This is a genomic window from Haloarchaeobius amylolyticus, assembly GCF_026616195.1.
Taxonomy (GTDB): domain Archaea; phylum Halobacteriota; class Halobacteria; order Halobacteriales; family Natrialbaceae; genus Haloarchaeobius; species Haloarchaeobius amylolyticus.
Map to the genome: position 1 here is coordinate 748,522 of NZ_JANHDH010000002.1, position 25,562 is coordinate 774,083.

25 protein-coding genes and 1 pseudogene are annotated in these 25,562 nt (G+C 67.7%); 13 read left to right on the plus strand and 13 right to left on the minus strand.

The features are described 5' to 3' along the window. Nucleotides 1–119: 119 nt before the first annotated feature. A complete protein-coding gene (locus NOV86_RS16160) occupies nucleotides 120–578 on the minus strand; it encodes a DUF488 family protein, N3 subclade (protein WP_267642649.1) in 459 nt (152 codons plus the stop codon). Next, a complete protein-coding gene (locus NOV86_RS16165) occupies nucleotides 575–1,078 on the minus strand; it encodes a DUF7984 family protein (protein ID WP_267642650.1) in 504 nt (167 codons plus the stop codon). Before NOV86_RS16165 ends, NOV86_RS16160 begins: the two co-directional genes overlap by 4 nt. 335 nt (nucleotides 1,079–1,413) lie before the next feature. Here NOV86_RS16165 and NOV86_RS16170 point away from each other — a divergent pair, with 335 nt between their 5' ends. Next, entirely contained in the window at nucleotides 1,414–3,333 is a 1,920-nt protein-coding gene (locus NOV86_RS16170; protein WP_267642651.1) for a beta-CASP ribonuclease aCPSF1, read from the plus strand. A gap of 19 nt (nucleotides 3,334–3,352) precedes the next feature. On the opposite strand, the gene NOV86_RS16175 is transcribed toward NOV86_RS16170, so the two are convergent. Continuing rightward, nucleotides 3,353–3,565: a DUF1328 family protein gene (locus NOV86_RS16175; protein WP_267642652.1), complete on the minus strand. Its 213-nt coding sequence runs from the start codon at nucleotides 3,563–3,565 to the stop codon at nucleotides 3,353–3,355. Between the two features lie 342 nt (nucleotides 3,566–3,907). Between NOV86_RS16175 and NOV86_RS16180 the strand changes: the two genes are divergently transcribed. Beyond that, nucleotides 3,908–4,321 carry an EamA family transporter gene (locus NOV86_RS16180; RefSeq protein WP_267642653.1) on the plus strand — a complete coding sequence of 138 codons (414 nt, stop codon included), beginning with the start codon at nucleotides 3,908–3,910 and terminating at the stop codon, nucleotides 4,319–4,321. 4 nt (nucleotides 4,322–4,325) lie between these two features. On the opposite strand, the gene NOV86_RS16185 is transcribed toward NOV86_RS16180, so the two are convergent. Then, nucleotides 4,326–6,083: a hybrid sensor histidine kinase/response regulator gene (locus NOV86_RS16185; protein ID WP_267642654.1), complete on the minus strand. Its 1,758-nt coding sequence runs from the start codon at nucleotides 6,081–6,083 to the stop codon at nucleotides 4,326–4,328. Between the two features lie 117 nt (nucleotides 6,084–6,200). On the opposite strand from NOV86_RS16185, the gene NOV86_RS16190 reads away from it, so the two are divergent. Further along, the gene (locus NOV86_RS16190; protein ID WP_267642655.1) at nucleotides 6,201–6,587 is read left to right on the plus strand and encodes a methylglyoxal synthase; all 387 of its coding nucleotides are present in this window, start codon (nucleotides 6,201–6,203) and stop codon (nucleotides 6,585–6,587) included. Between the two features lie 6 nt (nucleotides 6,588–6,593). Here NOV86_RS16190 and NOV86_RS16195 read toward each other — a convergent pair whose 3' ends face one another. The 3 genes from NOV86_RS16195 to NOV86_RS16205 form a co-directional block, all read right to left on the minus strand. Continuing rightward, nucleotides 6,594–7,400, minus strand: a complete 807-nt coding sequence (locus NOV86_RS16195) for an endonuclease III domain-containing protein (protein ID WP_267642656.1) — start codon at nucleotides 7,398–7,400, stop codon at nucleotides 6,594–6,596. Nucleotides 7,401–7,466: 66 nt separating this feature from the next. After that, nucleotides 7,467–7,883, minus strand: a complete 417-nt coding sequence (locus tag NOV86_RS16200) for a DUF371 domain-containing protein (protein ID WP_267642657.1) — start codon at nucleotides 7,881–7,883, stop codon at nucleotides 7,467–7,469. 25 nt (nucleotides 7,884–7,908) lie between these two features. Continuing rightward, entirely contained in the window at nucleotides 7,909–8,061 is a 153-nt protein-coding gene (locus NOV86_RS16205; RefSeq protein ID WP_267642658.1) for a hypothetical protein, read from the minus strand. A gap of 104 nt (nucleotides 8,062–8,165) precedes the next feature. Between NOV86_RS16205 and NOV86_RS16210 the strand changes: the two genes are divergently transcribed. The 7 genes and pseudogenes from NOV86_RS16210 to NOV86_RS16240 all read left to right on the plus strand — a co-directional run bounded on the left by NOV86_RS16210 (nucleotide 8,166) and on the right by NOV86_RS16240 (nucleotide 16,877). Next, nucleotides 8,166–10,019, plus strand: a complete 1,854-nt coding sequence (locus NOV86_RS16210; RefSeq protein WP_267642659.1) for a glycoside hydrolase family 2 protein — start codon at nucleotides 8,166–8,168, stop codon at nucleotides 10,017–10,019. A gap of 247 nt (nucleotides 10,020–10,266) precedes the next feature. Continuing rightward, nucleotides 10,267–11,157 (plus strand): coiled-coil protein, encoded by an 891-nt coding sequence (locus NOV86_RS16215; protein WP_267642660.1) that lies wholly within the window; start codon nucleotides 10,267–10,269, stop codon nucleotides 11,155–11,157. A 133-nt stretch (nucleotides 11,158–11,290) separates the two neighbouring features. Then, nucleotides 11,291–12,439, plus strand: a complete 1,149-nt coding sequence (locus NOV86_RS16220) for a DUF373 family protein (RefSeq protein ID WP_267642661.1) — start codon at nucleotides 11,291–11,293, stop codon at nucleotides 12,437–12,439. A gap of 43 nt (nucleotides 12,440–12,482) precedes the next feature. After that, nucleotides 12,483–13,205, plus strand: a complete 723-nt coding sequence (locus tag NOV86_RS16225; protein WP_267642662.1) for a diphthine--ammonia ligase — start codon at nucleotides 12,483–12,485, stop codon at nucleotides 13,203–13,205. Between the two features lie 118 nt (nucleotides 13,206–13,323). Beyond that, a pseudogene (locus NOV86_RS16230) lies at nucleotides 13,324–13,437 on the plus strand (diphthine--ammonia ligase); the annotation flags it as partial. A 66-nt stretch (nucleotides 13,438–13,503) separates the two neighbouring features. Continuing rightward, nucleotides 13,504–15,585, plus strand: a complete 2,082-nt coding sequence (locus tag NOV86_RS16235) for a receiver/sensor box histidine kinase (RefSeq protein ID WP_267642663.1) — start codon at nucleotides 13,504–13,506, stop codon at nucleotides 15,583–15,585. A gap of 53 nt (nucleotides 15,586–15,638) precedes the next feature. Continuing rightward, entirely contained in the window at nucleotides 15,639–16,877 is a 1,239-nt protein-coding gene (locus NOV86_RS16240; protein WP_267642664.1) for a mandelate racemase/muconate lactonizing enzyme family protein, read from the plus strand. A gap of 50 nt (nucleotides 16,878–16,927) precedes the next feature. Here the strand turns inward: NOV86_RS16240 and NOV86_RS16245 are convergent, their stop codons facing one another. The 3 genes from NOV86_RS16245 to NOV86_RS16255 form a co-directional block, all read right to left on the minus strand. Continuing rightward, a complete protein-coding gene (locus NOV86_RS16245) occupies nucleotides 16,928–17,551 on the minus strand; it encodes a hypothetical protein (RefSeq protein ID WP_267642665.1) in 624 nt (207 codons plus the stop codon). Continuing rightward, complete coding sequence (locus NOV86_RS16250; protein WP_267642666.1) at nucleotides 17,544–18,692, minus strand: DUF3179 domain-containing protein; 1,149 nt, start codon at nucleotides 18,690–18,692, stop codon at nucleotides 17,544–17,546. The genes NOV86_RS16245 and NOV86_RS16250 overlap by 8 nt, the downstream gene beginning before the upstream one ends. A 194-nt stretch (nucleotides 18,693–18,886) precedes the next feature. Further along, entirely contained in the window at nucleotides 18,887–19,855 is a 969-nt protein-coding gene (locus NOV86_RS16255; protein ID WP_267642667.1) for a phosphoadenosine phosphosulfate reductase family protein, read from the minus strand. Between the two features lie 141 nt (nucleotides 19,856–19,996). On the opposite strand from NOV86_RS16255, the gene NOV86_RS16260 reads away from it, so the two are divergent. Next, nucleotides 19,997–20,662, plus strand: a complete 666-nt coding sequence (locus tag NOV86_RS16260) for a DUF6517 family protein (RefSeq protein WP_267642668.1) — start codon at nucleotides 19,997–19,999, stop codon at nucleotides 20,660–20,662. A 14-nt stretch (nucleotides 20,663–20,676) separates the two neighbouring features. On the opposite strand, the gene NOV86_RS16265 is transcribed toward NOV86_RS16260, so the two are convergent. Further along, nucleotides 20,677–21,012, minus strand: coding sequence for a hypothetical protein (locus NOV86_RS16265; protein WP_267642669.1), 336 nt, complete (start codon nucleotides 21,010–21,012; stop codon nucleotides 20,677–20,679). Between the two features lie 108 nt (nucleotides 21,013–21,120). On the opposite strand from NOV86_RS16265, the gene NOV86_RS16270 reads away from it, so the two are divergent. Continuing rightward, the gene (locus NOV86_RS16270) at nucleotides 21,121–21,840 is read left to right on the plus strand and encodes a class I SAM-dependent methyltransferase (RefSeq protein WP_267642670.1); all 720 of its coding nucleotides are present in this window, start codon (nucleotides 21,121–21,123) and stop codon (nucleotides 21,838–21,840) included. Nucleotides 21,841–22,163: 323 nt separating this feature from the next. Here the strand turns inward: NOV86_RS16270 and NOV86_RS16275 are convergent, their stop codons facing one another. Beyond that, nucleotides 22,164–23,027, minus strand: coding sequence for a 2-oxoacid:ferredoxin oxidoreductase subunit beta (locus NOV86_RS16275; protein ID WP_267642671.1), 864 nt, complete (start codon nucleotides 23,025–23,027; stop codon nucleotides 22,164–22,166). Beyond that, nucleotides 23,024–24,775 carry a 2-oxoacid:acceptor oxidoreductase subunit alpha gene (locus tag NOV86_RS16280; protein ID WP_267642672.1) on the minus strand — a complete coding sequence of 584 codons (1,752 nt, stop codon included), beginning with the start codon at nucleotides 24,773–24,775 and terminating at the stop codon, nucleotides 23,024–23,026. The genes NOV86_RS16275 and NOV86_RS16280 overlap by 4 nt, the downstream gene beginning before the upstream one ends. Before the next feature lie 101 nt (nucleotides 24,776–24,876). Here NOV86_RS16280 and NOV86_RS16285 point away from each other — a divergent pair, with 101 nt between their 5' ends. After that, nucleotides 24,877–25,515, plus strand: coding sequence for an FAD-dependent oxidoreductase (locus NOV86_RS16285; protein ID WP_267642673.1), 639 nt, complete (start codon nucleotides 24,877–24,879; stop codon nucleotides 25,513–25,515). The last annotated feature ends 47 nt before the right edge of the window (nucleotides 25,516–25,562 follow it).

Sequence of the window (25,562 nt, forward strand, 5' to 3'; positions counted from 1 at the left end):
GACCGCCGCCGGATTAGTTCTGCCGACGTCGGTCGACCAGCCAGACCACACCCGCCGTCGGCACCGCGACCAGCGACGGCCACCGGCTCGAACAACCGTTTGCGGTTCCCGTCAGCCGACTAGCTGGTTCCCGCGTCGAGTCCCTCGACCAGTTCCTCGCGCAGGATGGTCCGGTGACAGCGCTTCTTCTCGGTGTTCTCGAAGCAGACGAGGACGAGGTCTTCGCCGTCTCGGAGGCGGTCGCGGAGGCCCTCGACCGCATCCCGGGCCGCGGCCGATTCGCGGAGGTGCTCCCGGTAGCGGCCCGCGAAGTCCACCGCGTCCCACGCCGCGTTGTGCGCCTCCTCGTCGCAGATGCCCCGCATCTGCAGGGCCTCCTGTTCGTCCTTCACCTCGTCCAGCAGGTCGGCCGGGGGGCCGAGCGCTGGCAGGTTCTCGTCTACCGCGCCGCCGAACCAGCGCGTCGGCCGCCGGACCACGCCGACCAGCGTCTCGTCGGGCTCCGGTTCGAACAGGTCGTGCTGGAGCGCGGCGAGGTAGGTGTCCCGGACGTGGCCGGGGTCGGCCGTGTCGGTCACGGTTCGTCCTCACCTCGCGGTGGCACCGAGAAGGGGCTCTCGCGTTCGGTCCATTCCCAGCCGGGGATGACCTCCTGGAAGCCCGCGGCGAGGGCCGCGTCGAGGTCGTCCGCGCCGGCGGCGTCCCCGTCGTCGCCGTGGGTCATGATGTCCGCGTAGTGGAACGTCGCCTCGCCGAGCAGCCGGAGTGGCTGCGTGCCCGCGATGGTGGCCGCGAGCTCGCGCCCGAGCACCTCGTCGACGACGAAGCCCGGGTAGTCGCCCTCCACGTCGAGGTCGCGCAGGATGGCGACCATGGCCGCGACGTTCACCGCCCGGTCGCCGTCGGCGAACAGCTCGTCCACCGCGGCGACGTACTGTGCCTCCGAGATGGGGTCGACCGGGACCGCGAACTGGTCGGCCAGTCGCTCGCGGATGTCGTTGACCAGCGGGACGACCACGTCGGCCCGGTCTCTGACCCAGTCTCGCTCCTGTACGACGCGCGCCGGTGTCACCTGCATACGCGGGTGTTCGGGAGTGACACCCCTGAGTATTGCGAAGGCTTTTATAACTCGAATGGCATACCGTCGAGTAAGCGGGTTCTCCCTGGGTCCTCCCGCACAGACGACTGTCTGGGACGGGCTCCAACCGCAGGTACCACGAACATGTACCCGGCCGATACTCCAGACTTCCAGCGTTTCCACCGTGACAGCCACCACGGCACACAGCCACGCGACTGTCCGGTGTCGAACGCCAGGCCGGGACGGCCTGCGACCGGAATCCAAGGACCCGTCCGCAGGTGCGGTGGACGACGCCGCCCGCATTCGGACAGCATGGCACTACCTTTTCCCGAGATATGAGTTCCGTAGACCAACAACTCGAAGAATTACGAGCAGAGATCACGAGCGAAATTCCCAACGACATCTCCGTCTCCGCGGTCAAGTACGAAGGCCCGGAGCTGGTCGTCTACACGCGCGACCCGAAGAAGTTCGCCCAGCAGGGCGACCTCATCCGGAAACTCGCCTCGAAGCTTCGCAAGCGCATCACCGTCCGTCCCGACCCGGACGTCCTCTCGCCGCCGGAATCGGCGCGCGAGAAGGTCATGAACGTCATCCCCGAGGAGGCGGGCGTCACCGACCTCGACTTCCACGCCGACACCGGCGAGGTCGTCATCGAGGCCCAGAAGCCGGGGATGGTCATCGGCCGTCACGGCTCCACGCTGCGCGAGATCACCCAGCAGGTCGGCTGGACCCCCGAGGTCGTCCGCACGCCGCCCATCGAGTCCTCGACCGTCTCGAACGTCCGGAACTTCCTCAAGCAAGAGCGCGAGGAGCGCCGCGACATCTTAGAGCGCGTCGGGCGACAGATCCACCGCGAGGAGATGTCCAACGACGAGTGGGTGCGCATCACCACCCTCGGTTGCTGCCGCGAGGTCGGGCGCGCCTCTTTCATCCTCTCGACGCCCGAGACCCGCATCCTCATCGACTGCGGTGACAAGCCCGGTGCCGAGGACGAGGTGCCGTACCTCCACGTCCCCGAGGCGACCCCCCTCAACTCCATCGACGCGGTCGTCCTCACCCACGCCCACCTCGACCACTCCGCGCTGGTCCCCCTCCTCTACAAGTACGGCTACGACGGTCCCATCTACACGACCGAGCCATCCCGCGACCTGATGGGGCTGCTCACGCTCGACTACCTCGACGTGGCGGCCAAGGAGGGCCGCACCCCGCCGTACGAGTCCGAGATGGTCCGCGAGGCCATCAAGCACACCATCCCGCTGGAGTACGGCGACGTGACCGACATCGCGCCCGACGTGAAGCTCACGTTCCACAACGCGGGCCACATCCTCGGTTCCGCCGTCTCGCACTTCCACATCGGCGACGGCCTCTACAACGTCGCCTTCTCCGGCGACATCCACTACCAGGACACCCGCCTGTTCAACGGCGCGGTGAACGACTTCCCGCGGGTCGAGACGCTCGTGATGGAGTCGACCTACGGTGGCCGCAACGACTACCAGACCGACCAGGAGGACTCCGAGCAGAAGCTCATCGACGTCATCAACAAGACCCACGACAAGGGCGGGAAGGTCCTCATCCCGGCGTTCGCGGTCGGTCGGTCACAGGAGATCATGCTCGTGCTCGAGGAGGCGATGCGCAACGGCGACATCCCCGAGATGCCCGTCCACCTCGACGGGATGATCTGGGAGGCGACGGCCATCCACACGACCTACCCCGAGTACCTGCGTGACGACCTCCGCGACCGCATCTTCCACGAGGACGAGAACCCCTTCCTCGCCGAGGAGTTCAACCACATCGACGGCGGTGAGGACGAGCGACAGGACGTCGCCGACGGCGGTCCCTGCATCATCCTCTCCACGTCAGGGATGGTCACCGGCGGGCCCATCATGTCCTGGCTCCGCCACATCGGCAGCGACGAGAAGTCCCGGCTGGTCTTCGTCGGCTACCAGGCACAGGGGACGCTCGGTCGCCGCATCCAGAACGGCTGGGACGAGATTCCGGTCAACGGCCGCAACGGTGGCGGGCGCTCCGACACGATGAAGATGAAGATGGACGTCGAGACCGTCGACGGCTTCTCCGGTCACGCCGACCGGCAGGGCCTGATGGACTTCGTCCGGACCATGAACCCGCGCCCGGAGAAGGTGCTCTGTGTCCACGGCGACGAGTCCTCGGTGCAGGACCTCTCGTCGGCGCTGTACCACGAGTTCAACATGCGGACGTTCGCCCCGAAGAACCTGGAGACGTTCCGGTTCAAGTAGGGCCGCGGTCCGCGCTCGCTCACAGGATGAGCGAGAGGACGGCGAGGATGAGGAAGATGCCGACGAGTATCTTGGCGATCTCCATCGAGATGCCGGCGACGCCGCGCATCCCGACGACGCCGGCCACGATGGCGACCACGAAGAACACGAGCCCGTAGTAGAGGAAGTCTCCCGAGAACAGCAGCGGGAGCAGCCCCTCGAGTACGGGCACCGTGCTGGCGGTCAGTGACATGCTTCGCCCTCCGTCGGGTCGCGGGCAGTGAACTGGTTGGTCATCGTCACATCGTAGCAAGGACACCCAGACGATTCAATCGGCCACCTACGCTGCATAGGGCCGACGACCCGGACTGTCAGGGCGCCTGAACCGTCCGGGAACCACGGTGGTCTCGTCTCCGCTCTGGTCCCCGAGTTCAAGTACGGAGCCGCGGCCACGCCCGGTGTGCCCTGCTCACGGCGGCACGGTGGTCGCGGTCGTGCGACACTCCCACCGTGTCACGGTCCCGCCCCGAGAGTGTCGCCTGCTCGTCATTCTGGAGTGACAATGCTTTTCCACGAGGGGGCGGTCCGGGGGACCATGCTCAACTCTCCCGTCTCGTGGGCGGTGCTGGCGATGCTCGCCTGGGGGCTCTGGGCCGTCGTCGCCGACCTCGCGACCCGGAGCGTCTCCCCGACGGTCGCGATGGTCGTCTCGTACTTCGTGGGGTCGGCCCTCGCGTTCGGCTACGTCCTCACGCGGCCGGAGACGGTCGAGTACACCCGCGACGGCCTGGTCGTCGCCGGCGTCGCGGGCGTGTTCGCCGGCCTCGGCGCGGTCGCCTTCTACGCTGGGCTCGCGAGGGGCTCGACCAGTATCGTCACCACCATCTCGGCGCTCTACTTCGTCGTCGCGGCAGCCATCGGTATCGCGGTACTGGACGAACCGCTGACGCTCCAGCGCGTCGCCGGTATCGGGTTCGCGGTCGTCGCAGTCGCCCTGCTGGCGCGGTGACCGGTCAGGCCGTCTCGGCCGCCGCCGGGAAGCACAGCCGCACCCGGGTTCCGTCGGTGTCGTCCACGTCGACCGTCCCGCCCACGCTGGTCGTGACCCAGTAGACCAGCCAGAGTCCGAGGCCGCTCCCGTGCTTGAGGGCCGTCTCCCTGGCCTCGGTGAGTATCGCCCGTTCCTGGTCGCTGAGTCCCGGGCCGTCGTCGTCGACGACCAGTTCCACCTCGTCGCCGTCGTCGACGAACCGGATCGAGACGTTCACCGACGGTCGCTCGCCGGCGTGCTTCTTCACGTTCTCGCACAGCTCCCAGATGGCGAGGACGACCCGTTCGTCGGCAGCGATGCGCGCCCGGTCCGGGAGGTCGAACGTCACGTCGATCTCCGGCGCCTCGCCGCGCGCACGCTCGATGCACTCCTCGACCACCCTGACGAGGTCGACCTGCGCTTCGGCGGACTCGAGCTCCACGGCTCGCCTGACGGTCCGGGCCTTCCGGCTGAGCCGGTCGAGCCCCGCGACGGTTTCCGCGATGTGGTCGAAGGCCGACCGGGCCGCCGGGTCGCCCGGGAGGTACCCGTCGAGGACCTCGAGGTAGCCGGTGATGACGGTCAGGTCGTTCCGGAGGTTGTGCCGGAACACCCGGTGGAGGACGTCGAGCAGCTGCTCGCGGCGGCGCTGGGCCGTGACGTCCCGGGCTGCCCCGAGGATGCCGACGACCTCGTCGTCGCGGCGGACGGGCGTCGTGTTCAGTTCGAGCACGACCCGGCGTCGGCGTTTCGTCTCGACGATGAGCTCGTAGTCATGGACGGTCTCGCCGGCGAGTACCCGCGTGAAGACCTCGTTGGCGGTGGGAAGGCTCTCCGGGGCGACGAGTTCGGCGAAGTGCATCTCGGCGAACTCGGCCCTGGTATAGCCGAGCGTCTCGACGGCGGAGTCGGAGACGAACTCGAGCCAGCCGTCGCCGTCGAGGCGGTACAGCATGTCGAAACTCGTCTCGGTGATGCGCCGGAACACCTGCTCGTTCTGGGAGAGTGCGGCGCTCTGGCGGAGCTCATCGCTCCGGTCGTGGAACACGCCGAGCAGCAGCGTCTCGTCCCCGGTACGGAGGTGCTGGAGGCTCACCTCGACGGGGATGACGTCGTCTCCGGTCGTCTGCAGTTCCCCAATCTGGACCCCGCCGTCGCCGATGGCCGCCTTCGGTTCGGTTGTGGCTGTCGAGAGGTGGTTCTCGACGCGTTCGGCGTCCTCCGAGAGCAGGAAGTCGGTGAACTGCCGGCCGACGATGGCCTCGCGGTCGTCTCCGAGTCGCCTGATGGCGGTCTCGTTCGCGTCGACGACCGTCCGAGAGTCGAGGTCCACGACGAGGACCATGTCCGGCAGCAGGTCCACGATGTCGTCGTAGACGTATCGCTCGTCCGCGATGGCTCGCGTCACCGCGGCGTCCAGCTCGTCGCCGTCGTCGATGGCGTCGAGTGGGATGTACTCGTCGGCACCCGCGGCGACCGCGTCGCTCGCGAGTCGTTCGGTGCCGTCACTGGCGATGAAGACGACGGGACAGTGTGCGGTCTGTTCGAGGACGGACAGTCCGTCGATTGCCGGTGGCTCGTGGACACATATCACGCACCCGACATCGTCTGTCTCGACCGCATCGGGCCCATCGACCGGGTGGACATCCCGACCGAGTTGTGACTGGAGTAGTGACAGAATACGGTCGTTACAGCCGACGTAGAGCACGTCTGCCCCCTCGGTCGAGGGACTATACGACATTGGCACGAGTTGGTAGCATTAGATTATATACCTGTCGCCCGACGAACCTTTATCCTGGGAGCGGCGAGTGCTGCGCCTGCGCGAAGTTACTTGCCCGGTCCACGCGCAACGAGACGTATGCGACTCGCACTCATCGCCCACGACGAGAAGAAGCCAGACCTCATCGACTTCGCAGACAATCGGACCGACGACCTCGCGCGCTTCGACCTGATGGCCACGGGGACCACCGGGAAGCGGCTCATGGAGGCGACGGGGCTGGACGTCGAACGCAAGCAGTCCGGGCCCATCGGCGGCGACTTGCAAATCGGGGCCGAGATAGCCGACGACGACTGCGAGGGCGTCATCTTCCTGCGCGACCCGCTCACCGCACAGCCCCACGAGCCGGACGTGGCGGCGCTGTTGCGCATCTGTGACGTACACGAGGTCCCACTGGCGACGAACCTCGCGAGTGCCGACGCCGTGCTCGACGAGCTGGTGGACCGACTGGAAGCCGGGGAGGAGTAGGCGCGCTCACTCGGGCGCGTCGGCGGGGTCGACGACCTCGCCCGTCTCGGGGTAGACGCCGACCTGCTCGCAGACGTCCGCCATCGGGCAGGCCTCCGGGTCGTCCAGGCAGGCGGGCTTGCGGGCGGTGCAGTACTCGCGGCCGAACTGTATCATCGCGGTGTGCCCGAAGCCGCACTTCTCGGCCGGCACGTCGCGTTCGAGGAACTCGCGGACCGTCTCGTGGTCGGCGTCGGCGGGGGCGATACCCAGCCGGCGCGCGATGCGATGGACGTGGGTGTCGACCGGGAAGACGCCGCCGCGGCCGCCCGAGAACAGCAACACGCAATCGGCGGTTTTCGGGCCGACGCCCTTGACCCCGAGCAGGGTATCCCGGACGTCGTCGGGGTCGCCGTCGCGGACGAACGCGTCGAAGGCGGTCGTCGACCCGAACTCGTCGAGGACCCACTCGGCGGCGCGCTGGATGACCTCGGACTTCTGGTTGTAGAGGCCCGCCGCGGAGATGGTCTCGGCGAGGTCGTCGCGGGCGACATCGACCAGCGTCTCGGCCAGTTCGTCCTCCGGGCCGTACCGGGCCATGAGCTGGTCGTGGGCGGGCTGGCTCGCCTTGTCGCTCGTGTTCTGGCTCAGGATGGTCCGGACGAGGCACTCGAAGGCGTCCTGTCCGCCGTAGGCCTTCTGCCAGTACATGTCGCCCAGGCGGTCGACGACCTCCTCGGCGCGGGTGCTTCCCTCACCAGGCTGGAACTCGGCGGCGACGCCGCCGCCACCGGGACCGCCGGAGATGTTCTCGGCAGGCTCGTCGTCTGACATGGGCGGGCCTTGGGACGGGAGCGGCAAAACCGCCGCGCTCCGGGCGGGGAGCACGGCGAGGGAGAATCAGGCGTCGACCTCGAGGGTCACGGTGGCCTCGGCTCCCTCGGCGAGTGCGGCGACGAGGTCGCGGTCGAAGCCCTCGGCGGCGTGGGGGGCGGCGAGCATGATGGTGCGGTCGTCGACGTAGTCGGAGGTGCGCCCGACCATGCTGCGGTCGCTGGTGACCTCGAGAGAGGGGTGGCCGAGGCCGGTCACCGAGTCCGAGTAGCCGCCGGCCTCGATGGTGAAGGTGATGCGTGCGCCCTGCGTCTGGCACGCCTCGACGAACGCGGGGTCGAAGTCGGCGGGGCTGCGGTCGGCGTCGACGGCGAGGATGCAGTCGCCGGCGGGCGTGAGGTAGTCGTCGGTGGTCACCTCGAACGTGCTCGTGTGCTCGGCGGAGACGTTCTCGTGACCGCGGGCGTGGATGACCTCCTTCATGCCCCGGGGTTTCCGACCGGTGGCCTTAGTCCTCGCGAACGACGGTGACGGTGACCGCACCGCAGGTGCACTCGTAGGCGCGGCGCGCCCCGCCCTCGGTCCGCATGGTGAGCATGAGGCGGTCCGCGTCGAGTGTGGCGTCACAGCCCTCGCAGGTGGCGGTCAGGTGTTCGAGCATACTAGCGGAATCGGCACGGTCCCATGTAAGGGTCCGCCAACCGCGCGGTGAAAGTGAAAGTGGTCGCAAGACCTTTCGTGGTCGCGGGTGGTGTGTGTGTCCATATGCCGAGTCAGTGGGAGGGCGGGACGGTCGTGACGGCCCGTGACACGGAGCCACCGGTGGTCGACGAGTGGGCTCCAGTTTCGGTCCCCGGGCGGCCGGCCCGGTTCGCCGGTGAGGACGCCGTCGCCTACCGGCTCCAATTCTCGGACCCACGGGCGGCCCGGGACCAGCGCACGCTCCTCGACTTCCGCGGGGTGTACGGCCGGGCACGCTTCTGGCTCGACGGCGAGTTGCTGGGCGAGCACGACACCTACTTCGACCCGGCCCGCTTCGAGTTCGAGCCTGGACCGGAGAACGAACTGATCGTCGAGTGCCACCGGCCGACGGACGGGTTCGGCGGGGTGTACGAGACCGACATGGTGCCCGGGGAACTCGCGGTCCCGGGCGTCTGGTGGGGCGCACACCTCCGATTGCGGCCGCCCGCGTTCGTCACCGACCTCGTGGTGAACCCGCGACTGACCGACGACGGGGCGGTCATCGACACCGCGGTCTGCGTCGACGCGGCGGAACCGGTCGACGAGTCGGTCACGCTCACGCTCCGCCCCGAGGGCTTCCGCGGCGGCGGCACGATGGAACGGGTCCAGGTCGATGCCGACGCGGGCGAGCGCGTGACCGTCACCCGGACGCTGGAACTACACGACCCCTCGTACTGGTGGCCGCAGGGGTACGGCGACCAGCACCGGTACACGGTCCGGGCGAAGTTCCGGGACCACGAGCGCACCCGGACGACGGGCATCTGCCCGGTCCGGTACGAGGGCGGGCTCTGGGCCAACGGCCAGCGCGTGCAGGCCCGGGGCGTGAACCTCCTGCCGAGTGACTCGCCGCGGGCGGACCTCGCGGCGGCCGCGGAGGCCGGCTTCAACCTCGTCCGTGTCCACGCGCACGTGCTGCCACAGTGGTTCTACGACGCGGCCGACGAGGCGGGGCTTCTGGTCTGGCAGGACCTCCCCCTCACCGGCCCGGCGGCGGTCGACCCGGCCCGGGGGCAGGCCCTCGCCCGGACGCTGACGGGCGAGTACGACCACCACCCCTCGGTCGCCATGTTCGGCGTCCACGACGACCCGGTCGAGTCGTTCCCGGAGCGCCTCGGGACCGGTCGCCTCGCGCGGCTTCGCTTCCGCCGGCGCGTGAGCGGGACGACGTTCGACCGGGCGACAGCCGACGCCATCGCGAGCGCGTTCCCCGACGACGCGACGGTGTTCCCGGTCTGCGGGCCGCCGGGGTGTTCGCCCGACGCGGCGCACCTCTACCCCGGCTGGGACTACGGCGACGCCGACACGGTCGACTGGCTGCTCGCGAAGTATCCCGAGTTCGGCCGCGTCGTCACCGAGTTCGGCGCTGGCTCGCTCACGGAACGCGGCGCGCGACCGGTCGGTCTGGACCGGGAGCGCCACGACGCGGTCGTCGGTGACGACGGTGCGGGCGCGTCGCAGGCGACACAGGCCAGGATCGTCAAGCGGGTCGCCGAGGCGCTGCGCATCGACGGGGCAGACGTCCTCGCGGCGTTCTGCCTGCGGGACGTCGCTTCCGGCGGCGGGATGGGTGTGGTAGCCCACGACGGGACACCGAAACCGGCCTACGACGCGCTCGCGGACTCGTTCCAGCCCGTCGTCGCGCTGTGCGATGGAACCCCACCAGGGTCCGTCGACGTGACCGTGGTGAACGACACACCGGACCAGCTCGACGGGACCTTCTCCTGGACCGCCGGTGAGGCGGGCGAGTCGGTCCCGGTAGTCGTCGCACCGGGCGCGAGAGAGCCCGTCGGCACGGTCTCGGTCCCGGCGGACGCGGACACCCTCGAACTGGTGGTCGACGGCGAGGGTCGCCGGACCGTCAACAGGTACTCTTTATAAGCACGACCTGCTAGTGTGCTACCACTTTACACACCCTGTGTCGGCGCTGGCTATCGATTCCGGGAATACAGGCAATCGGTACATTTAAATTACTTGCCGTGGTACTAACTGGTACCAGAACGCCGCCGGTGTTCCGGTAGCATCGTTAGCCGACCAGAATGACACGGAATCTTGTCCCCGAGAGGTCGCAGGCCGCCAGCGATTGCTACCGTTCCGGCGCGGGACGGAATCGAGGTACGACTAAACAATGGCTGATTCGATAGACACATCCAAGAACGTAGAACTCACAGAAGACGACCTTGAGAACAAATCCAAGGGTCAACTTATCAAACTCGCAGGACAACTGCGAGACCGCCGTAACGATCTCAACCAGATGGCTTCTGAGCGTGCTTCCAGCCGTGACGACCTGAACGCGAAGACTCGCGAGAAGGTCGACGAGGCACAGGAGCACCGCGAGAAGCGCGACGAGCTCAACGAGCTGGTCCAGGAGCACAAGCAGAAGCGCAACGACCTCAACGCCGAGGCCAACGAGCTCTTCGACAAGGTCGAGGAGATGAAGTCCGACCTCGAGCTCGACGACGGCAAGGACCTCGAGGAGCTCGAGTCCGAGATCGAGGACCTGGAGTTCAAGCAGCAGACCGAGGTCCTCTCCTCCGAGGAGGAGAAGGAGCTCATCGAGAAGATCGAGTCCAAGCGCGAGGAGTACCAGAGCCGCAAGGAGAAGATGGGCCAGAACGACGACCTCGACGAACTCGTCGAGGAGGCCGAGGAGGTCCGCTCCGAAGCGTCCAAGCACCACCAGAAGGTGACCGAGCTGGCCGACAAGGCTCAGGAGCACCACAACCAGATGATCGAGGCCTACCGCGAGGCCGACGACATCCGTGACGAGGCCGACGAGATGCACGAGAAGTTCGTCGAGGCCCAGGAAGCGGCCGACCGTCACCACGAGGACTTCGTCCGCGTCCAGAAGCGCCTGCGCGAGCTGGACAAGAAGGAGGAGGAGGCCAAGCAGTCCGAGCGCGACCAGAAGCGCGAGGAGGTCGAGGCCGAGGCCGAGGAGATCTACCAGAAGTTCAAGGAAGGCGAGACCCTCGACACCGAGGACCTGATGAAGCTGCAGAAGGCTGGCCGCCTCTAAGCGCCCGACTCGGGGACTCTCTCTGTTTGCGGTCCCAGCGCGCAGCGAACTGATACCGTTTTTCTGACCACCGAGAGCCCCGCGGCTGTCGGTCACGGCAGTTTTTTATCCCTTTGCGTGTTCGCATGCAGTAGTGGCTACGCTGGTCGTGTGTGTCGACCGGACCGACGATATCGGACGGAAGACGGGCCTCGAGACGCCCGTCGTGGGCTGGGAGGCCGTCCGCTCGCTCGTCACCGACGTCGGTCTCGCGGACCCGGAAGACTCCAACGTGAACTGCCTGCTGGAGACCCTCCGGGTCGCGCGGGACCTGCGCGACGAGGACGAAGAGACCGTCGTCGCGGTCGTCTCCGGCGCGAGCGAGAACGTCGTCGGAGCGGACCGGTCGGTCGCGCACCAACTGGACGAACTCATCAGCCGGTACGACCTCGACTCGGCGGTCGTCGTCATCGACAGCGCCCAGGACGAACGCCTCGTGCCGGTCGTCGAGTCCCGACTCCGCGTCGACTCGGTCGACCGCGTCGTCGTCAGGCAGGCCCGGGACATCGAGTCGACGTACTACCTGCTGAAGCAGTTCCTCGCCGACGAGGAGCTGCGCCAGACCGTCCTCGTCCCCCTCGGGGTCGCGCTCGTCGCCTTCCCGGCGCTGGCGTTGACCTGGGGGCCGGCGGTCGGTGCGGCGACCATCACCGCCATCGTCGGGGTGTTCCTGCTGTACAAGGGCTTCGCGGTGGACGAGCTGGCGAAAGACGGCGCGGCACAGGTCCAGACCGCGCTCTACTCGGGGAACGTCTCCGTCGTCACCTACGTCGTCGCGGCCGGGCTGACGATGGTCGGGATGTTCGTCGGGGCGCTGGAGGTCTCGCGCATGACGGGCGTCGAGGGCGTCCTGTTGCCCTCGATGATGTTCGTCTTCCACGCCGTCCCGTGGCTGGCGATGGCGGGCGCGACCGCGAGCATCGGGCGCGTGCTCGACGAGGCCATCGACTCCGAGGGCGTCCCGAACGCGATGTTGAACATGCCGTTCATCCTCGTCGCGGTCTCGCTGGTCATCCGGGGCTTCTCGGCGTACTTCCTCGAACGCTCGGAACTCATCGACCCGCTGCGGGTTCCCCGGGTGACCGTCGGCCAGAGCGCGTTCGGCGCGTTCGACCTGCTGCCGGGCGAGCGCCTGGCCGGCTTCGTCGTCGCGGCGGTCCTGCTCGCACTCGTCGGGGTCCGCATCGCCGCCGCGCTCTCGGGGACGAACATCGAGGAGGCCGAACTCGAACAGGGCTCGTGAGGAGTCCGTCACACGTTTACTCTCGCGGGTCGCTTGCTCAGCTATGACAGCCGACGGTTCGTGGGTGAGCCTCTTCTCCGGCGGGAAGGACTCCTCGTGGGCGCTCTACCGGGCGCTCGAGGAGGACCTGCCCGTCTCGCACATGCTGACGGTCCACCCCGAGGGCGAGTCGTACATGTACCACGTCCCGGCGACGGAGCTCACGTCGCTCGCGGCAGAGAGCATCGGTCTGGAACACGTGAACGTCACCCCCGAGGACTTCGACGCGATGGCCGCGACGGATTCCGCGGCACAGGGTGACGCGGAACTGGAGCCTCTGGAGGCCGCACTGGTCGACCTCGCCGACGACCTCGACGGTGGCCTCGCTGGCGTCACGGCGGGCGCCATCGAGAGCGAGTTCCAGACCTCGCGCATCCAGGCGATGGCCGACCGCCTCGGCTGTGACGTGTTCGCGCCGCTGTGGCAGCGCGACCCGTCCGAACTCGCCGCGGAGATGCTCGACGCGGGCTTCGAGATCACCATCCTGCAGGTCGCCGCCCACGGCCTCGACGAGTCGTGGCTGGGGCGGACGCTGGACGCCGACGCATTCGCCGAGCTGGCGGCGCTCAACGAGGAGTACGGCGTCCACGTCCTCGGTGAGGGTGGCGAGTTCGAGACCTTCGTCACCGACGGCCCGCACATGGCGCGGCCCATCGAGCTGGAGTACGAGACGGTCTGGGAGGGGACGCGCGGGCACATCGAGATAACGGACGCCTCCCTCGGCTAGACTGTCGCTGTACTGTACTCATCCGCCGGCTCTGCCGGCGGTCTTTTTGGCCCAGCTTTTTCGAGGAGCGGTTCGCGAGCGAATGCGAGCGCACCCGACGACGAAAAAGGTGGTTCCTGAGACCTTCGTGACGGACGGCCCGCACATGGCGCGGCCCATCGAGCTGGAGTACGAGACGGTCTGGGAGGGGACGCGTGGGCACATCGAGATAACGGACGCCTCCCTCGGATAAGCCAGCGACCCCGCGAGCACGTCCGGGACCCAGAGACTTTACACGGGGACTCTCGAATGACACGGTATGTCAGAGAGCGGTGAGACCGCCCCACGGGTCAGCATCGTCGCAGGGGGCGACGAGTTCGGGTCGGTGCTCGCCTCTGCGGTGACAGATGCAGGTGGGGAGGTGGCGGTCGTGGACGTGCCTGACAGCGTGACCAGTCGCGAGCAGCCGCCGGACTGCGTCGTCGTGACCGACCACACCGCCGGGGACGACCGGCTCGGCGTGGTCCGCCAGGTCCGGTCGACCCACCCCAGCATCCCCGTGGTGTTCGTGGCACGGGACGGCGACGAGTACCTCGCCAGCGACGCCATCCAGGCCGGCGTCGCCGATTACGTCCCGTTCGACGACGGCGAGACTGACCCGGCGGCGGTCGCGAGCCGAGTGCTCGACGCGGCCACGGCGGCCGCGGCTGCGGGCGACGAGGAGAACGAGGCGCTGGCGCGGCGGGAACGCGCGCTCAGGGAGGCCTACGACATCGCGGCCGACATGGAGCGACCGTTCGAGGACCGGGTCGCGGACCTGCTGCATGTCGTCCGCGAGACGGTCGGGACCGACTACGCCACCCTCTCGCGGGTCCACGACGACGACTACGTCTTCGAGTCCATCGACGCGCCCACGGACGCCGACCTGGAGGCCGGCGACGTGATTCCGCTGGAGGCGACCAACTGCGAGCGCGTGGTCGAGACCGAACGGACCCTGGTGCTGGACGACGTCGAGCGCGACGCCCCCGAGCTGGCCGACAAGTCCGGGAACGCCGACTGGGGCATCTCGTGTTACCTCGGCGCGCCGGTCATCGTCGGTGGCGAGCCGTACGGGACGTTCTGCTTCTACGACACCGAGGCACGGGAGGAGGCGTTCTCGGAGTGGCAGGTGACGTTCGTGGACATCTTCGCGGACTGGGTGAGCTACGAACTCGAACGCCAGCGCAACGTCGACCGGCTGCGGGCGCTCGACGAACTCAACGGGGTCGTCCGGGCCGTGACGGGCGAGGTCCTCGGCGAGTCGACGCGCGCCGGCGTCGAGGAGACGGCCTGCCGGTCGCTGGTGTCGACCGAGACGTACGACTTCGCCTGGCTGTGCGAGGTCGACGACACCGGAACGGTCGCGTGCCGGGCCGCCTCCACGCCGGAGGGGTCGCACGCCGCCCCGTCACGACCGCCATTCCCGGACGAGGACTCGGGGCCGGTCGACCGCGCACACCGGACCGGCGAGGTCCAGGTCGCGAGGAACGTCACGGCGGACGGGCTCCAGGACGGCGGTGCGGACCACGAGTGGGCTGCAATCGCCGCCGTCCCCATCGTCTACGAGGGCGAGTGCTTCGGGGTCCTGACGGTCACGACGGGTCGCGGGACCGCCTTCGACGAGGAGGAACGACACGTCCTCGCCCAGTTCGGGGAGATACTCGGGCTGTCCATCGCCGCCATCGAGCACCAGCAGCAGGTCAGGAACGAGCGCGAGCGCCTCGAGTTCATGAACCGCATCATCCGGCACAACCTGCTCAACGGGATGAACGTGGTCCTCGCCAGGGCGGAGTTGCTGGACGGGCACGTCGACGAGACGATGGTCCCGCACCTCGAGACCGTCGTGGACCGCATCGAGGACATGATCGACCTCATCGAGACCATCCAGGCGTTCATGCAGGCCATCGTCCACGAGGGCGACCACGAACTGGAGCCGGTCCGGCTCGACGAGGTCCTCCGCGAGGAGACGGCACAGGCGAAGGCGAGCTACACCGACGCGACGTTCGAGACCGGCGAGTTCCCGGTGGTCGAGGTGGTCGGTGACGACCTGCTCCCGGAGGTGTTCGAGAACCTGCTGACGAACGCGGTCCAGCACAACGACAAGGAGACGCCGGTCGTCCGGGTGACCGCCAGGGAGACCGACGAGGGCGTCGAGGTCCGCGTCGCCGACAACGGCCCGGGGGTCGAGGACGACCTCGCCGGCGCCGTCTTCGAGAAGGGCAGCAAGGGCTTCGCCAGTCCCGGCACCGGCTTCGGCCTGTACCTCGTCAGGGAGATGGTCGAGAGCTACGGGGGGGACATCGACCTGCAGACCGGCGACCTCGGCGGGGCGACGTTCGTGGTCACGCTCCCCCGGGCGTGAGGGGTGCGAGACAGAGACAAACTTTTACTACGCTGCGAGTAAATGAAGCGTTCATGGGAATCGACTACTCGAACCTCCACGACCCGAACGCGGAGTACACGATGCGTGAACTCTCCGGCGAGACGATGGGAGTCACGCGCGAGCGCGGCGGCGGCCGAGACGTCGAGATCACCGACGTCCAGACCACGATGGTCGACGGGAACTTCCCGTGGACACTGGTGCGCGTCTACACCGACGCGGGCGTCGTCGGCACCGGCGAGGCCTACTGGGGCGCGGGCGTCCCGGAGCTCATCGAGCGCATGAAGCCGATGGTCGTCGGCGAGAACCCGCTCGACATCGACCGCCTCTACGAGCACCTCGTCCAGAAGATGTCCGGCGAGGGCTCCGTCGAGGGTGTCACCGTCACGGCCATCTCCGGCATCGAGATCGCCCTGCACGACCTCGCGGGCAAGCTCCTCGACATCCCGGCGTACCAGCTGCTCGGCGGCAAGTACCGCGACGAGATGCGCGTCTACTGTGACTGCCACACCGAGGCCGAGGCCGACGCCGAGGCCTGTGCCGACGAGGCCGAGCGCGTCGTCGAGGAGCTGGGCTACGACGCCCTCAAGTTCGACCTCGACGTGCCCTCGGGCCACGAGAAGGACCGCGCGAACCGCCACCTGCGACCCGGCGAGATCCGCCACAAGGCCGAGATCGTCGAGAAGGTCACCGAGCGCGTCAAGGACCGCGCCGACGTGGCCTTCGACTGCCACTGGACGTTCTCCGGTGGCTCCGCCAAGCGCCTCGCCAACGCCATCGAGGACTACGACGTCTGGTGGCTTGAGGACCCCGTCCCGCCGGAGAACCTCGAGGTCCAGGAGGAGGTCACGAAGTCGACCATGACGCCCATCACGGTCGGCGAGAACCGGTACCGCGTGACCGAGGAGCGCCGCCTCATCGAGAACCAGGCGGTCGACATCATCGCGCCCGACATGCCGAAGGTCGGCGGCATGCGCGAGACCCGGAAGATCGCGGACGTGGCCAACCAGTACTACGTGCCAGTCGCGATGCACAACGTCTCCTCGCCGGTCGCGACGATGGCCTCCGCCCACGTCGGCGCCGCCATCCCGAACGCGCTCGCCGTCGAGTACCACTCCTACGAACTCGGCTGGTGGGAGGACCTGGTCGAGGAGGACGTCATCGTCGACGGCTACATCGAGGTCCCGGAGAAGCCGGGCCTCGGCGTCACGCTGGACATGGACGCCGTCGAGGAGCACATGGTCGAAGGCGAGACTCTCTTCGACGAAGAGTAGCGAAGCGGCGCCCTCCCAGCCCATAGCACCCGTCTCGGCCCCCGGCCGGTTCAGCCATGAGCCGCGCCGACCGGGTCCATCTTCCCGCCCGAGTAGACCAGACTGGCGAGCAACAGCGCCACCCCGACGGGCAACAGCCACTCGAAGACGGTCAGGAGCGCCCCCGACGCGGAGACGCCGAGTGCGATGAGCACCACGGGGCCACAGCACGCGCTGCCCGAGAGCAGGGCGGGAACCGCGGCGAGGATGCCGGTCCCGGAGCCGGCCCCACCCCCGTCGATGCCGCAAGCTTTCGGGTGGCGCCACGTCAGGTAAGTGACGCCGAGGTTGATGCCCACGAGCCCGGCCAGCACCAGCCCGAGCCCGATGTTCAGGGGCGAGACGAGCAGCCGGACGACCTCGAGGTTCACAAGCGCGACGGCCTCCCAGGTGAACTGGCTCGTTGTCGGTTCGACCATCCGGGCCAGCGGGTCGCCGACGACGACGTAGCCGACGCCGAAGCCGCTCCGGATGGCGAGGTCGCCGATGGCCAGCAGGTAGACGCCGAGGTAGAGCACCGTCACGGCGAGGACGACGGCGAGGGAGTCGCGGCGGCCCAGGGCGAGCCGGACCGCGCGCCCGGTCCGGCTGAGGCGGTCGGGCACCGGCCAGCGCCCGTCCGTGGTCTCAGACATGGATCTCGGTCGAGGGGTAGAACGCGAACCACGCGAACCACATCGCGTCGAAGGCGGGAACGCGGTCCAGCGGGAGCGCGTCGGCGGTGTGGGTCGCGCCGTCGACCTCGTACCGGCCGTCGCCGGTCGCCGTCACCTCGCTGTCGGCCCGGTAGACGTAGCCGGTGTCGAGGGCAGGTTCGTACACCGCGACGACCGGCACGTCGCCGGCGGTCCCGGTGACGACCTGCTCCTGGCGGAGCCGTTGCTTCTGCACGGCGAACGCCCCGCTGGCGGTCCGGGCCCCGATGACGACCATCTTCGGCGGGTGCCGGCCGTCCTCCTTCTCGGGTTCGAACAGCATCCCGTCGGTCTTGTAGTAGCCCGCCTTCGGGTTGTAGGTCCCGTAGGGGTCGCGGCCGTAGTCGCGGATGTAGCCGGTGTCCTCGGTGAGCAGCGTGGTGTCGGGGTGGACCGACTGCCACTCCTCCCACGTGGTCCAGGTGACCCGGACGTGCTGGAGGCTGTGGTCCCGGTAGCCGCCCGAGATGGCGGTGCCCATGACCTGCGGCCAGCGGCTGTCGGTCTCGCGGTCGTACATCACGAGGTTGGAGTTGAGCAGGTTCCCCGAGACGCCGAAGGTGGTGTCGCCGCGACGGTAGCCGATGGCGGTCCCGGTCAGCGGGCAGTACGAGACCGTGACGTTCTCGTCGCCGAAGGTGTCGTTGACGATCTCGTGCCAGACGAGGATGGCCTGCGGGTACGCCTTCGCCTCGCCGTTCAGCTCGACGCCGAAGACCGGGTCGCCCGGGCGGACCCGTGACCCAACCTTCGAGGCGGCCTCGAACGTCGGGTCGTCGATGGAGGGGATACCGTCCTTCGGCGGGCCGCCGGAGATGACCCAGCCCGTGAGCGTGTCGTAGTCGTACTCGACCGTGAAGCGGTCCTCGGCCAGCGGGACCGCGGTCCCGGGGCTGCCACCCCCGGCCGTTGGGTCGGTGCCGGTGTCGGCCGCGGTGGGGTCGGTCCCACCGCCACCGCCCCCGCTGTCAGCGACCGCGGCGGTGTTGCCGCCCCCGCCACCGCCGAGGCAGCCGGCGAGGGCAGCGAGCGAGCCGCCGGTCGCGGCGAGCATCGCTCGGCGCGTGTGTCTCTGTACCATGGTTGTGGGGAGGCACCGAGGGTTCTTACCCGTATCCGGAGCGTGCATCCGCGTCGCACGAGCGGGCGACCGACCTGTACTCACGACGGTCTCGCCAGTGCTGTCGGTGTACTCGACGAGAAGTGTAGATACAGGCCCGTGAAGGGCGGCTGCGAGAAGGTGGCGCTATCGGCTGTGTGGCTCGGCGGCCGAGCTTACATGTAGCCGAGGTCGCGCAGGCGCTCCATAAGGTCCTCCTTGTCCTGGGCGCGGCCGGCGCGCTCGGTCGTGTTCTCCAGGTCCTGCAGCCAGGCGGGCTCCTGGTCGGCCTTGTCGGTCGAGACCTCGGAGCCGAGGCTCCGGAAGCCCTCGAAGTACTTCGGGGAGACCGGGATGTCCTCGTGGGTCAGACCGTTCGGCAGGTCGTCGTAGTCCTGCGGGACGTAGCCCTCGTCGGGGTAGTCCTCGACCGTCTCCGGCACCACGAAGTGCCAGAACGCCTCCCAGACGTCGGCCTCGGCGAACTGGAGGATGGGCTGGATGCGGTCGTGGGGCGGGTAGATGTCGGGGTCGTGGCGCGGGCTGAAGAACGTCTCGTCGGCGCGTGCCTCCTGTTCGTCCCAGCGGATGCCCGAGATGATACCGTCGATGTCCTCGGACTCGAGGGCGTCGTTGAGCGCGACCGTCTTCAGCAGGTGGTTGCCGACGTAGGTGTCGAGCAGGAACGGGAACGTCTCCTCCTCGTACTCGAGGATGTTCCGGATGTGGTGCTGGTTGTGCTCGGAGAGCGCGTCGACCGGGATGTCGTCGCCCGGTTCCAGGTCGTTCTCCTCGACGTACTGCCCGACGTCGGTGTTGCGCGCCCAGACGACCTCGAGGTCCCACTCGTCGGCCCAGTGCTCGACGAAGTCCATGAGCTCGTCGAAGTGCTGGTAGTGGTCGATGAAGACCGTGGTCGGGAGCTCGAGGTCGTACTGCTCGGCGACCTCCTTGACGAAGTAGAGGGTGAGCGTGGAGTCCTTCCCGCCGGTCCACATCACGGCCGGGTTCTCGTACTCCTCCATACCCTTCTTCGTCACGTCGAGTGCCTTCTCGATCTTGTGCTCGATGGACGGGTAGTCCTCGGGGGACTCGCCTTCGCCGTCCGTGTAATCGACGTCGAGGTACTCGGGGAACTCGGACATCTGTAATGAGATGTAATTACGAGGCCGGAAAAAGGTCTTTTGGGTTCGGTCAGGTTTGTCGGTAGTTACCACCATTGGTGCTTATAAACGCTTAGCGTCGCAGCCAGAACCTTGATACCTGCTGGTCGGGATTTCGCTCACATGGATACGAGGCGCGGCGTCGCCGCATTGGCGATCGCCGTACTGCTGGTTTCGAGCGGGTGCCTGGGCTTCGTCACCGGCGAGGAGCCACTGGAGTACGCGGCGAGCCAGGCGACGGTCGCCGACGGGGCACTCGGTGAGTCGGGCACCGGCTACGAACAGACGAAGGTCGAGAACCAGACCCTGCGGATCGACGGTTCGGAGGTCGGTATCGGTGACCGGACCATCGTCGTCGACAACTGGGTCGCCCAGTACGAGAAGCAGGACGACTTCATCGACCAGCAGGTCGGACTGTTCGCGGTCGTCTCGACCCACGAGGTCGACGTGGTCGGGCGACCGATGAACCCCGTCCGGAACATGAGCAACGCGGACCTCCTCGACCGGGTCCTCGGGCAGTACCAGACCGGGTACGGCTCCATCTCGAACGTCCGCCAGACCGGGACCGAACAGGTGACCATGCTCGGCCAGCAGACCGAGGTCGGCGTCTTCGTCGGTGAGACCAGCCTCAACGGCCAGACCGTCGAGATCAGCCTCTACGTCACGAAGGTCAAACACGGCGACGACTACGTCATCGCCATCGGCGGCCACCCGACGAAGCTCCCCAACGAGGAGGACGACATCTACACCCTGATGCAGAACGTCGAGCACGACGCCGACGAGGAGTAGCGACCCGCCAGCACTCAGTTCTCGCCAGCCCGGTAGTACTGGTACCCTCGCCACGCGCTGACCAGCGACAGCACGACGAACGACAGGGACAGCGTCGACACCGACCCGGACCCGACGACCGAGCCGACCGCGAGCGTCGCACCGACGACGGCGAACAGGCCGAACGCGCCCGCGACATGACGGTTCGTCCCGACCCGGAGCGAGAGCCCGAGGAGCGCGAGACAGACGCCGACGAGCGCCGTCGCGACACCGACCATGCCGCCGATGGCCGTTCCCGCGGCGATTCCGACGATACCGACGAGAAGAGAGAGGACGACCGCTGCGCGATATCGGATCCGGTGGAGGTCCATCGACTCGGAACTCCACCGCCTGTCGGATACGTGTTCTGCCACGGCTCCTGTCCAGCCACCACCGACGGGACGGCGCACTTTTGTCCCACTGTCGCGTCCGCCAACCTGATGCCAGACAGCCCGGACCCGCCGGTCGCACACGACGCCTACGAGCGACTCGCGTCGGGGTACGACGAACTGGGCGATACGAAGCCCTGGAACGCGTACCTCGAACGCCCGGCCACGCTGTCGCTGGTGCCCGAAATCGATGCCGACAGGGTTCTCGACGCGGGCTGTGGCGCCGGCCACCTGACCCGCGAACTCCAGTCCAGGGGCGCCGAAGTGGTCGGGCTCGACGCCAGTCCGGCGATGCTCCGCTACGCCCGGAACCGGGTACCGACCGTGGGATTCGTCCGGGCGAACCTCGGCTCTCGGCTCCCCTTCCGCGACGATGCCTTCGATGGCGTCGCCAGCTCGCTCGCCTTCCACTACGTCCGCGACTGGGGCGCGCTGTTCGACGACCTCCGGCGAATCCTCACCGACGACGGGTGGGTCGTCTGCTCGGTCCAGCACCCCCACGCCGACTTCGAGGGGTACGACGACGCCGAGGACTACCACGCGGTCGAGCAGGTCTCCGCGACGTGGGACTCCTTCGGCGACCCGGTCGACGTCCCGGCGTTCCGACGACCGCTCGCCGCGATGCTCCAGCCCGCACTGGAAGCGGGCTTCGAACTGGACGAACTGGTCGAACCGACACCGACAGCCGAGTTCCGCGAGGTCGACCCTGCTGGATACGAACGCGCAGCGACGGAACCGACCTTCCTCTGCCTGCGATTCCATCTGGACTGACCACAGTCACCGGTTCCCGAACAGAGAATACAACCGTCGACAGCACGAGCGGTTCGAAGGACCCGAGTGCTGTCGTTCAGTGGGCGCGAGCGAAGCGAGCGCCCAGCCTTTTTGGCCGAGCTTTTTGCGCGAGTGGTTCGTGAACGAAGTGAGCGAACCCGACGCGGAAAAAGGTCGTTCTGAAGGACCCGAGTGCTGTCGTTCACCGAGTGCGAACGGCGTGAGCACTCGGCCTTTTCAGCGTAGCTTTTTGGACCGAGTGGTTCTCGCAGGGGTTGAACGAAGTGAAACCCCGAGGAAACCCGAGGTCTAAAAAGGTCCTCTCAGTAGAACTCCCGGACCAGGTCCATCGCGTTCTCGGGTGCGCCGTCCGGAATCTCGGACATGTTCTCGGTGACGCCGTGGACCTCGTGGTACGGGACGGATTCCTCGTCCTGGTAGAGGACGCCCATGTACTCCTTGTCGCCTTCGAGGATCTTCTGCTTGGCCGCCTCGCGGTCGGTCGGGTCGTGGCCCTCCTCCTTGAGGTCGACCAGCGAGTCGCGGAAGTAGTCGTAGGTGTCGACGTCGTTGAACGTGACACACGGGCTGAAGGTGTTGACGAAGCCGAAGCCGTCGTGCTCGATGGCCTGCTGGATGATCTCGGCGTGGCGCATCGCGTCGGAGCTGAACGACTGGGCGATGAACGTCGCGCCGGAGGCGAGTGCGAGCGCGAGGGGGTTGACCGGGGGCTGCTGCGGGCCTTCCGGGGTCGTACTCGTCTCGAAGTCCGAGCGCGAGGTCGGCGAGGCCTGGCCCTTGGTCAGCCCGTAGATGCGGTTGTCCATGACGACGTAGGTCATGTCGGGGTTCCGGCGGACGGCGTGGACGAAGTGGCCGGCACCGATGGAGTAGCCGTCACCGTCGCCACCCGCGACCATCACTTCGAGGTCGGGGTTGGCGAGCTTGACGCCCGTGCCCACGGGGAGTGCGCGGCCGTGGACGCCGTGGAGGGCGTAGCTGTGCATGTAGGTGCCTATCTTGCCGGAACAGCCGATGCCGGCGACGACGAACGTGTTGTCGGGGTCGTTCCCCGTGTTCGCCAGTGCCTTCATCATGCCGTTCATCGTACCGAAGTCACCACACCCGGGACACCAGGTGGGCTGCTTGTCGGACTTGAAGTCGGTGAATCGAACGTCTGAGCTCATTGGTCTGCCTCCTGGGTGATCGCGTCCTTGATGTCCGCGGCGAGTTCGTCGGCCTTGAAGCGGACGCCGTTGTACTTGTTGATGCGGTTCACGCGCTGCAGGACGTCGTGTTCGACGAGGTCGGCGAACTGCCCGGTCGCGTTACACTCGACGACGACGACGTCGTCGGCGGCTTCGACCTCGTCGGTGAGGTCGGGGCGCGGGAAGATGTACGGGACGGTGAGGACGCGCACCGAGATGTCGTCCTCCTCGAGGTAGTCGAGTGCCTCGATGAGTGCGCCCTCGTTCGAGCCCCACGAGATGACGAGGTTGTCGGCGTCCGAATCGCCGAACTCGCGGTAGTCGAAGTCCTCCTGCTCCTTCGCGGTCTCGACCTTGCGGTAGCGCTTGTCGACCTGCTCGATGCGGACCTCCGTGCTCTCGGTCCGGCGGCCGAGTTCGTCGTGCTCGAGACCGGTGCTCATGTGGGCGCCCTGCTCCGTGCCGGGGAATGCGCGCGGCGAGACGCCGTCCTCGGTGTTGGCGTGGGGCGTGAAGCGGCCCTCGTCGTCGAGCCACTCCTCGATGGTGTCGTCGTCGACGACCTTGCCGCGGTCGACCTCGACGGCGTCCATGTCGAAGGTGTCCGGGGTGAACGTCTGCTCGGTGACCGCCAGCGAGAGGTCGGCGAGCAGGTAGACGGGCGTCTGGTACTTTTCGGCGTAGTTGAACGCCTCGACGGTCTTCCAGAAGCACTCGTCGATGGTGGTCGGGGCGACGACGAAGCGCGGGATCTCGCCGTGGCCGCCGAAGAGGGCCATGTTGATGTCGGCCTGCTCCTGCTTGGTCGGCATCCCGGTCGAGGGACCGGAGCGCATCACGTCGACGATGACCAGCGGCGTCTCGCTGGTGGCGACGAGGCCGAACGTCTCGGCCATGAGGTCGATACCGGGGCCAGAGGTTGCCGTCATCGACCGTGCGCCGGCGCGGGCCGCGCCGAGTGCCATGTTGATGGCGGAGAGTTCGTCCTCGGCCTGGACGACGTGGCCACCGAACTGCTCGATGCGACCGGTGAGGTACTCCATCACGTCCGTCGCGGGCGTGATGGGGTAGCCCGAGTAGAAGCGACAGCCGGCGGCGATGGCGCCCATCCCGATGGCCTCGTCACCGTTGAGGAGGACGTAGTCCTCGTCGGTCGTCTCGAGGTCGAACTCGGTGTCGAGGTCGTAGTTCTCGCGGACGTACTCCGCGCCCATCCGGGCGGCCTGCTTGTTGTTCTCGACGAGCTTCTCGCCCTTCGAGCCGAAGCGCTTCTGGAGCGCCTCGTCGAGGTTCTCGATGGGGAAGTTGGTGATCTCGCAGGCGGCGCCCAGCGCGACGACGTTGCGCATGATGGCGCCACCGGCGTCGACCGCGATGGACTTCAGCGGGACGTCGACGCCCGTGATCTCGTCGGGGTACTCGGCGTCCCACGAGCGCTCGCCGTCGTAGATGATGACGCTGCCATCGTGGAGTTCGTCGAGGTTCTCGTCGATGGTGCGCTGTGTCAGGGCGACGAGCAGGTCGAGTCGGTCGACCACGCTCTGTACGGGGTCGACGGCTGTGCGGATCTTGTAGGCGGTGTACCCGCCGCGGATCCGTGATGCGAAGTCCTTCGAGGTGAAGACGTGTCGTCCAGCACGTGACAGTGCCTGGGCGAAGATCTTGCCGGTGGAGTCGATGCCGTCTCCGGCCTCCCCGCCGATTGCCCAGTTTAAGTCCTCGGCCATGTTGGTGCGGGGCTACCCCTCGTGGGAGTAAAAGGGTTCTGAAACACGGGGCAATGCGCCGGAACGGAAGGAATTTACTCGCGAACGTAACAGGTAGAATTATGGACGAGACGGTAGTATCTGTGCGGGGCGTTCGCACGGTCGGACCCGACACGGTCGCACTGGACCTCGAGACACCCGACGGTTTCGACGCGCTGCCGGGACAGTTCGTGTTGCTGCGCGCGACGATCGAGGGCGAGGAGCTGAGCCGCTACTACACGCTGTCGTCGCCGACGGTCGGCGAGACGTTCGAGATAACCGTCGGCGTCGACCCCGAAGGCGACCTGACGCCGTGGCTGGCCGACCTCGACGCGGGCGCGGAAGTCCGCATCGAGGGGCCGTTCGGGAACGTCCACTACGACGACGAGGGCGACGTGGTCGTCGTCGCGGGCGGTCCCGGCATCGGCCCGGCCGTCGCCATCGCGGAGCGCGCGGTCGAACACGGCCACGAGGCGACCGTCGTCTACCAGGACGACGAACCCGCACACGAGGACCGACTGGTCGAACTGGAGGACGCGGGCTCGCTGGTCCAGGTGTTCGACGACGACGCCGACGACGAGGTGGCCGACGCGGTCGGCGCGGCCACTGACCGCGGCGAAGTGTACGTCTTCGGTTTCCAGGACTTCTGCGAGCTGGTGCAGGACGCGCTTGCCGACGCCGGCGTGGACCCGGACGAGGCACACGTCGAGAGCTTCGGGTAACGAGCGGTTACCGGTCGGGAACCGGTCAGAAGCTCGTATTCTCGAAA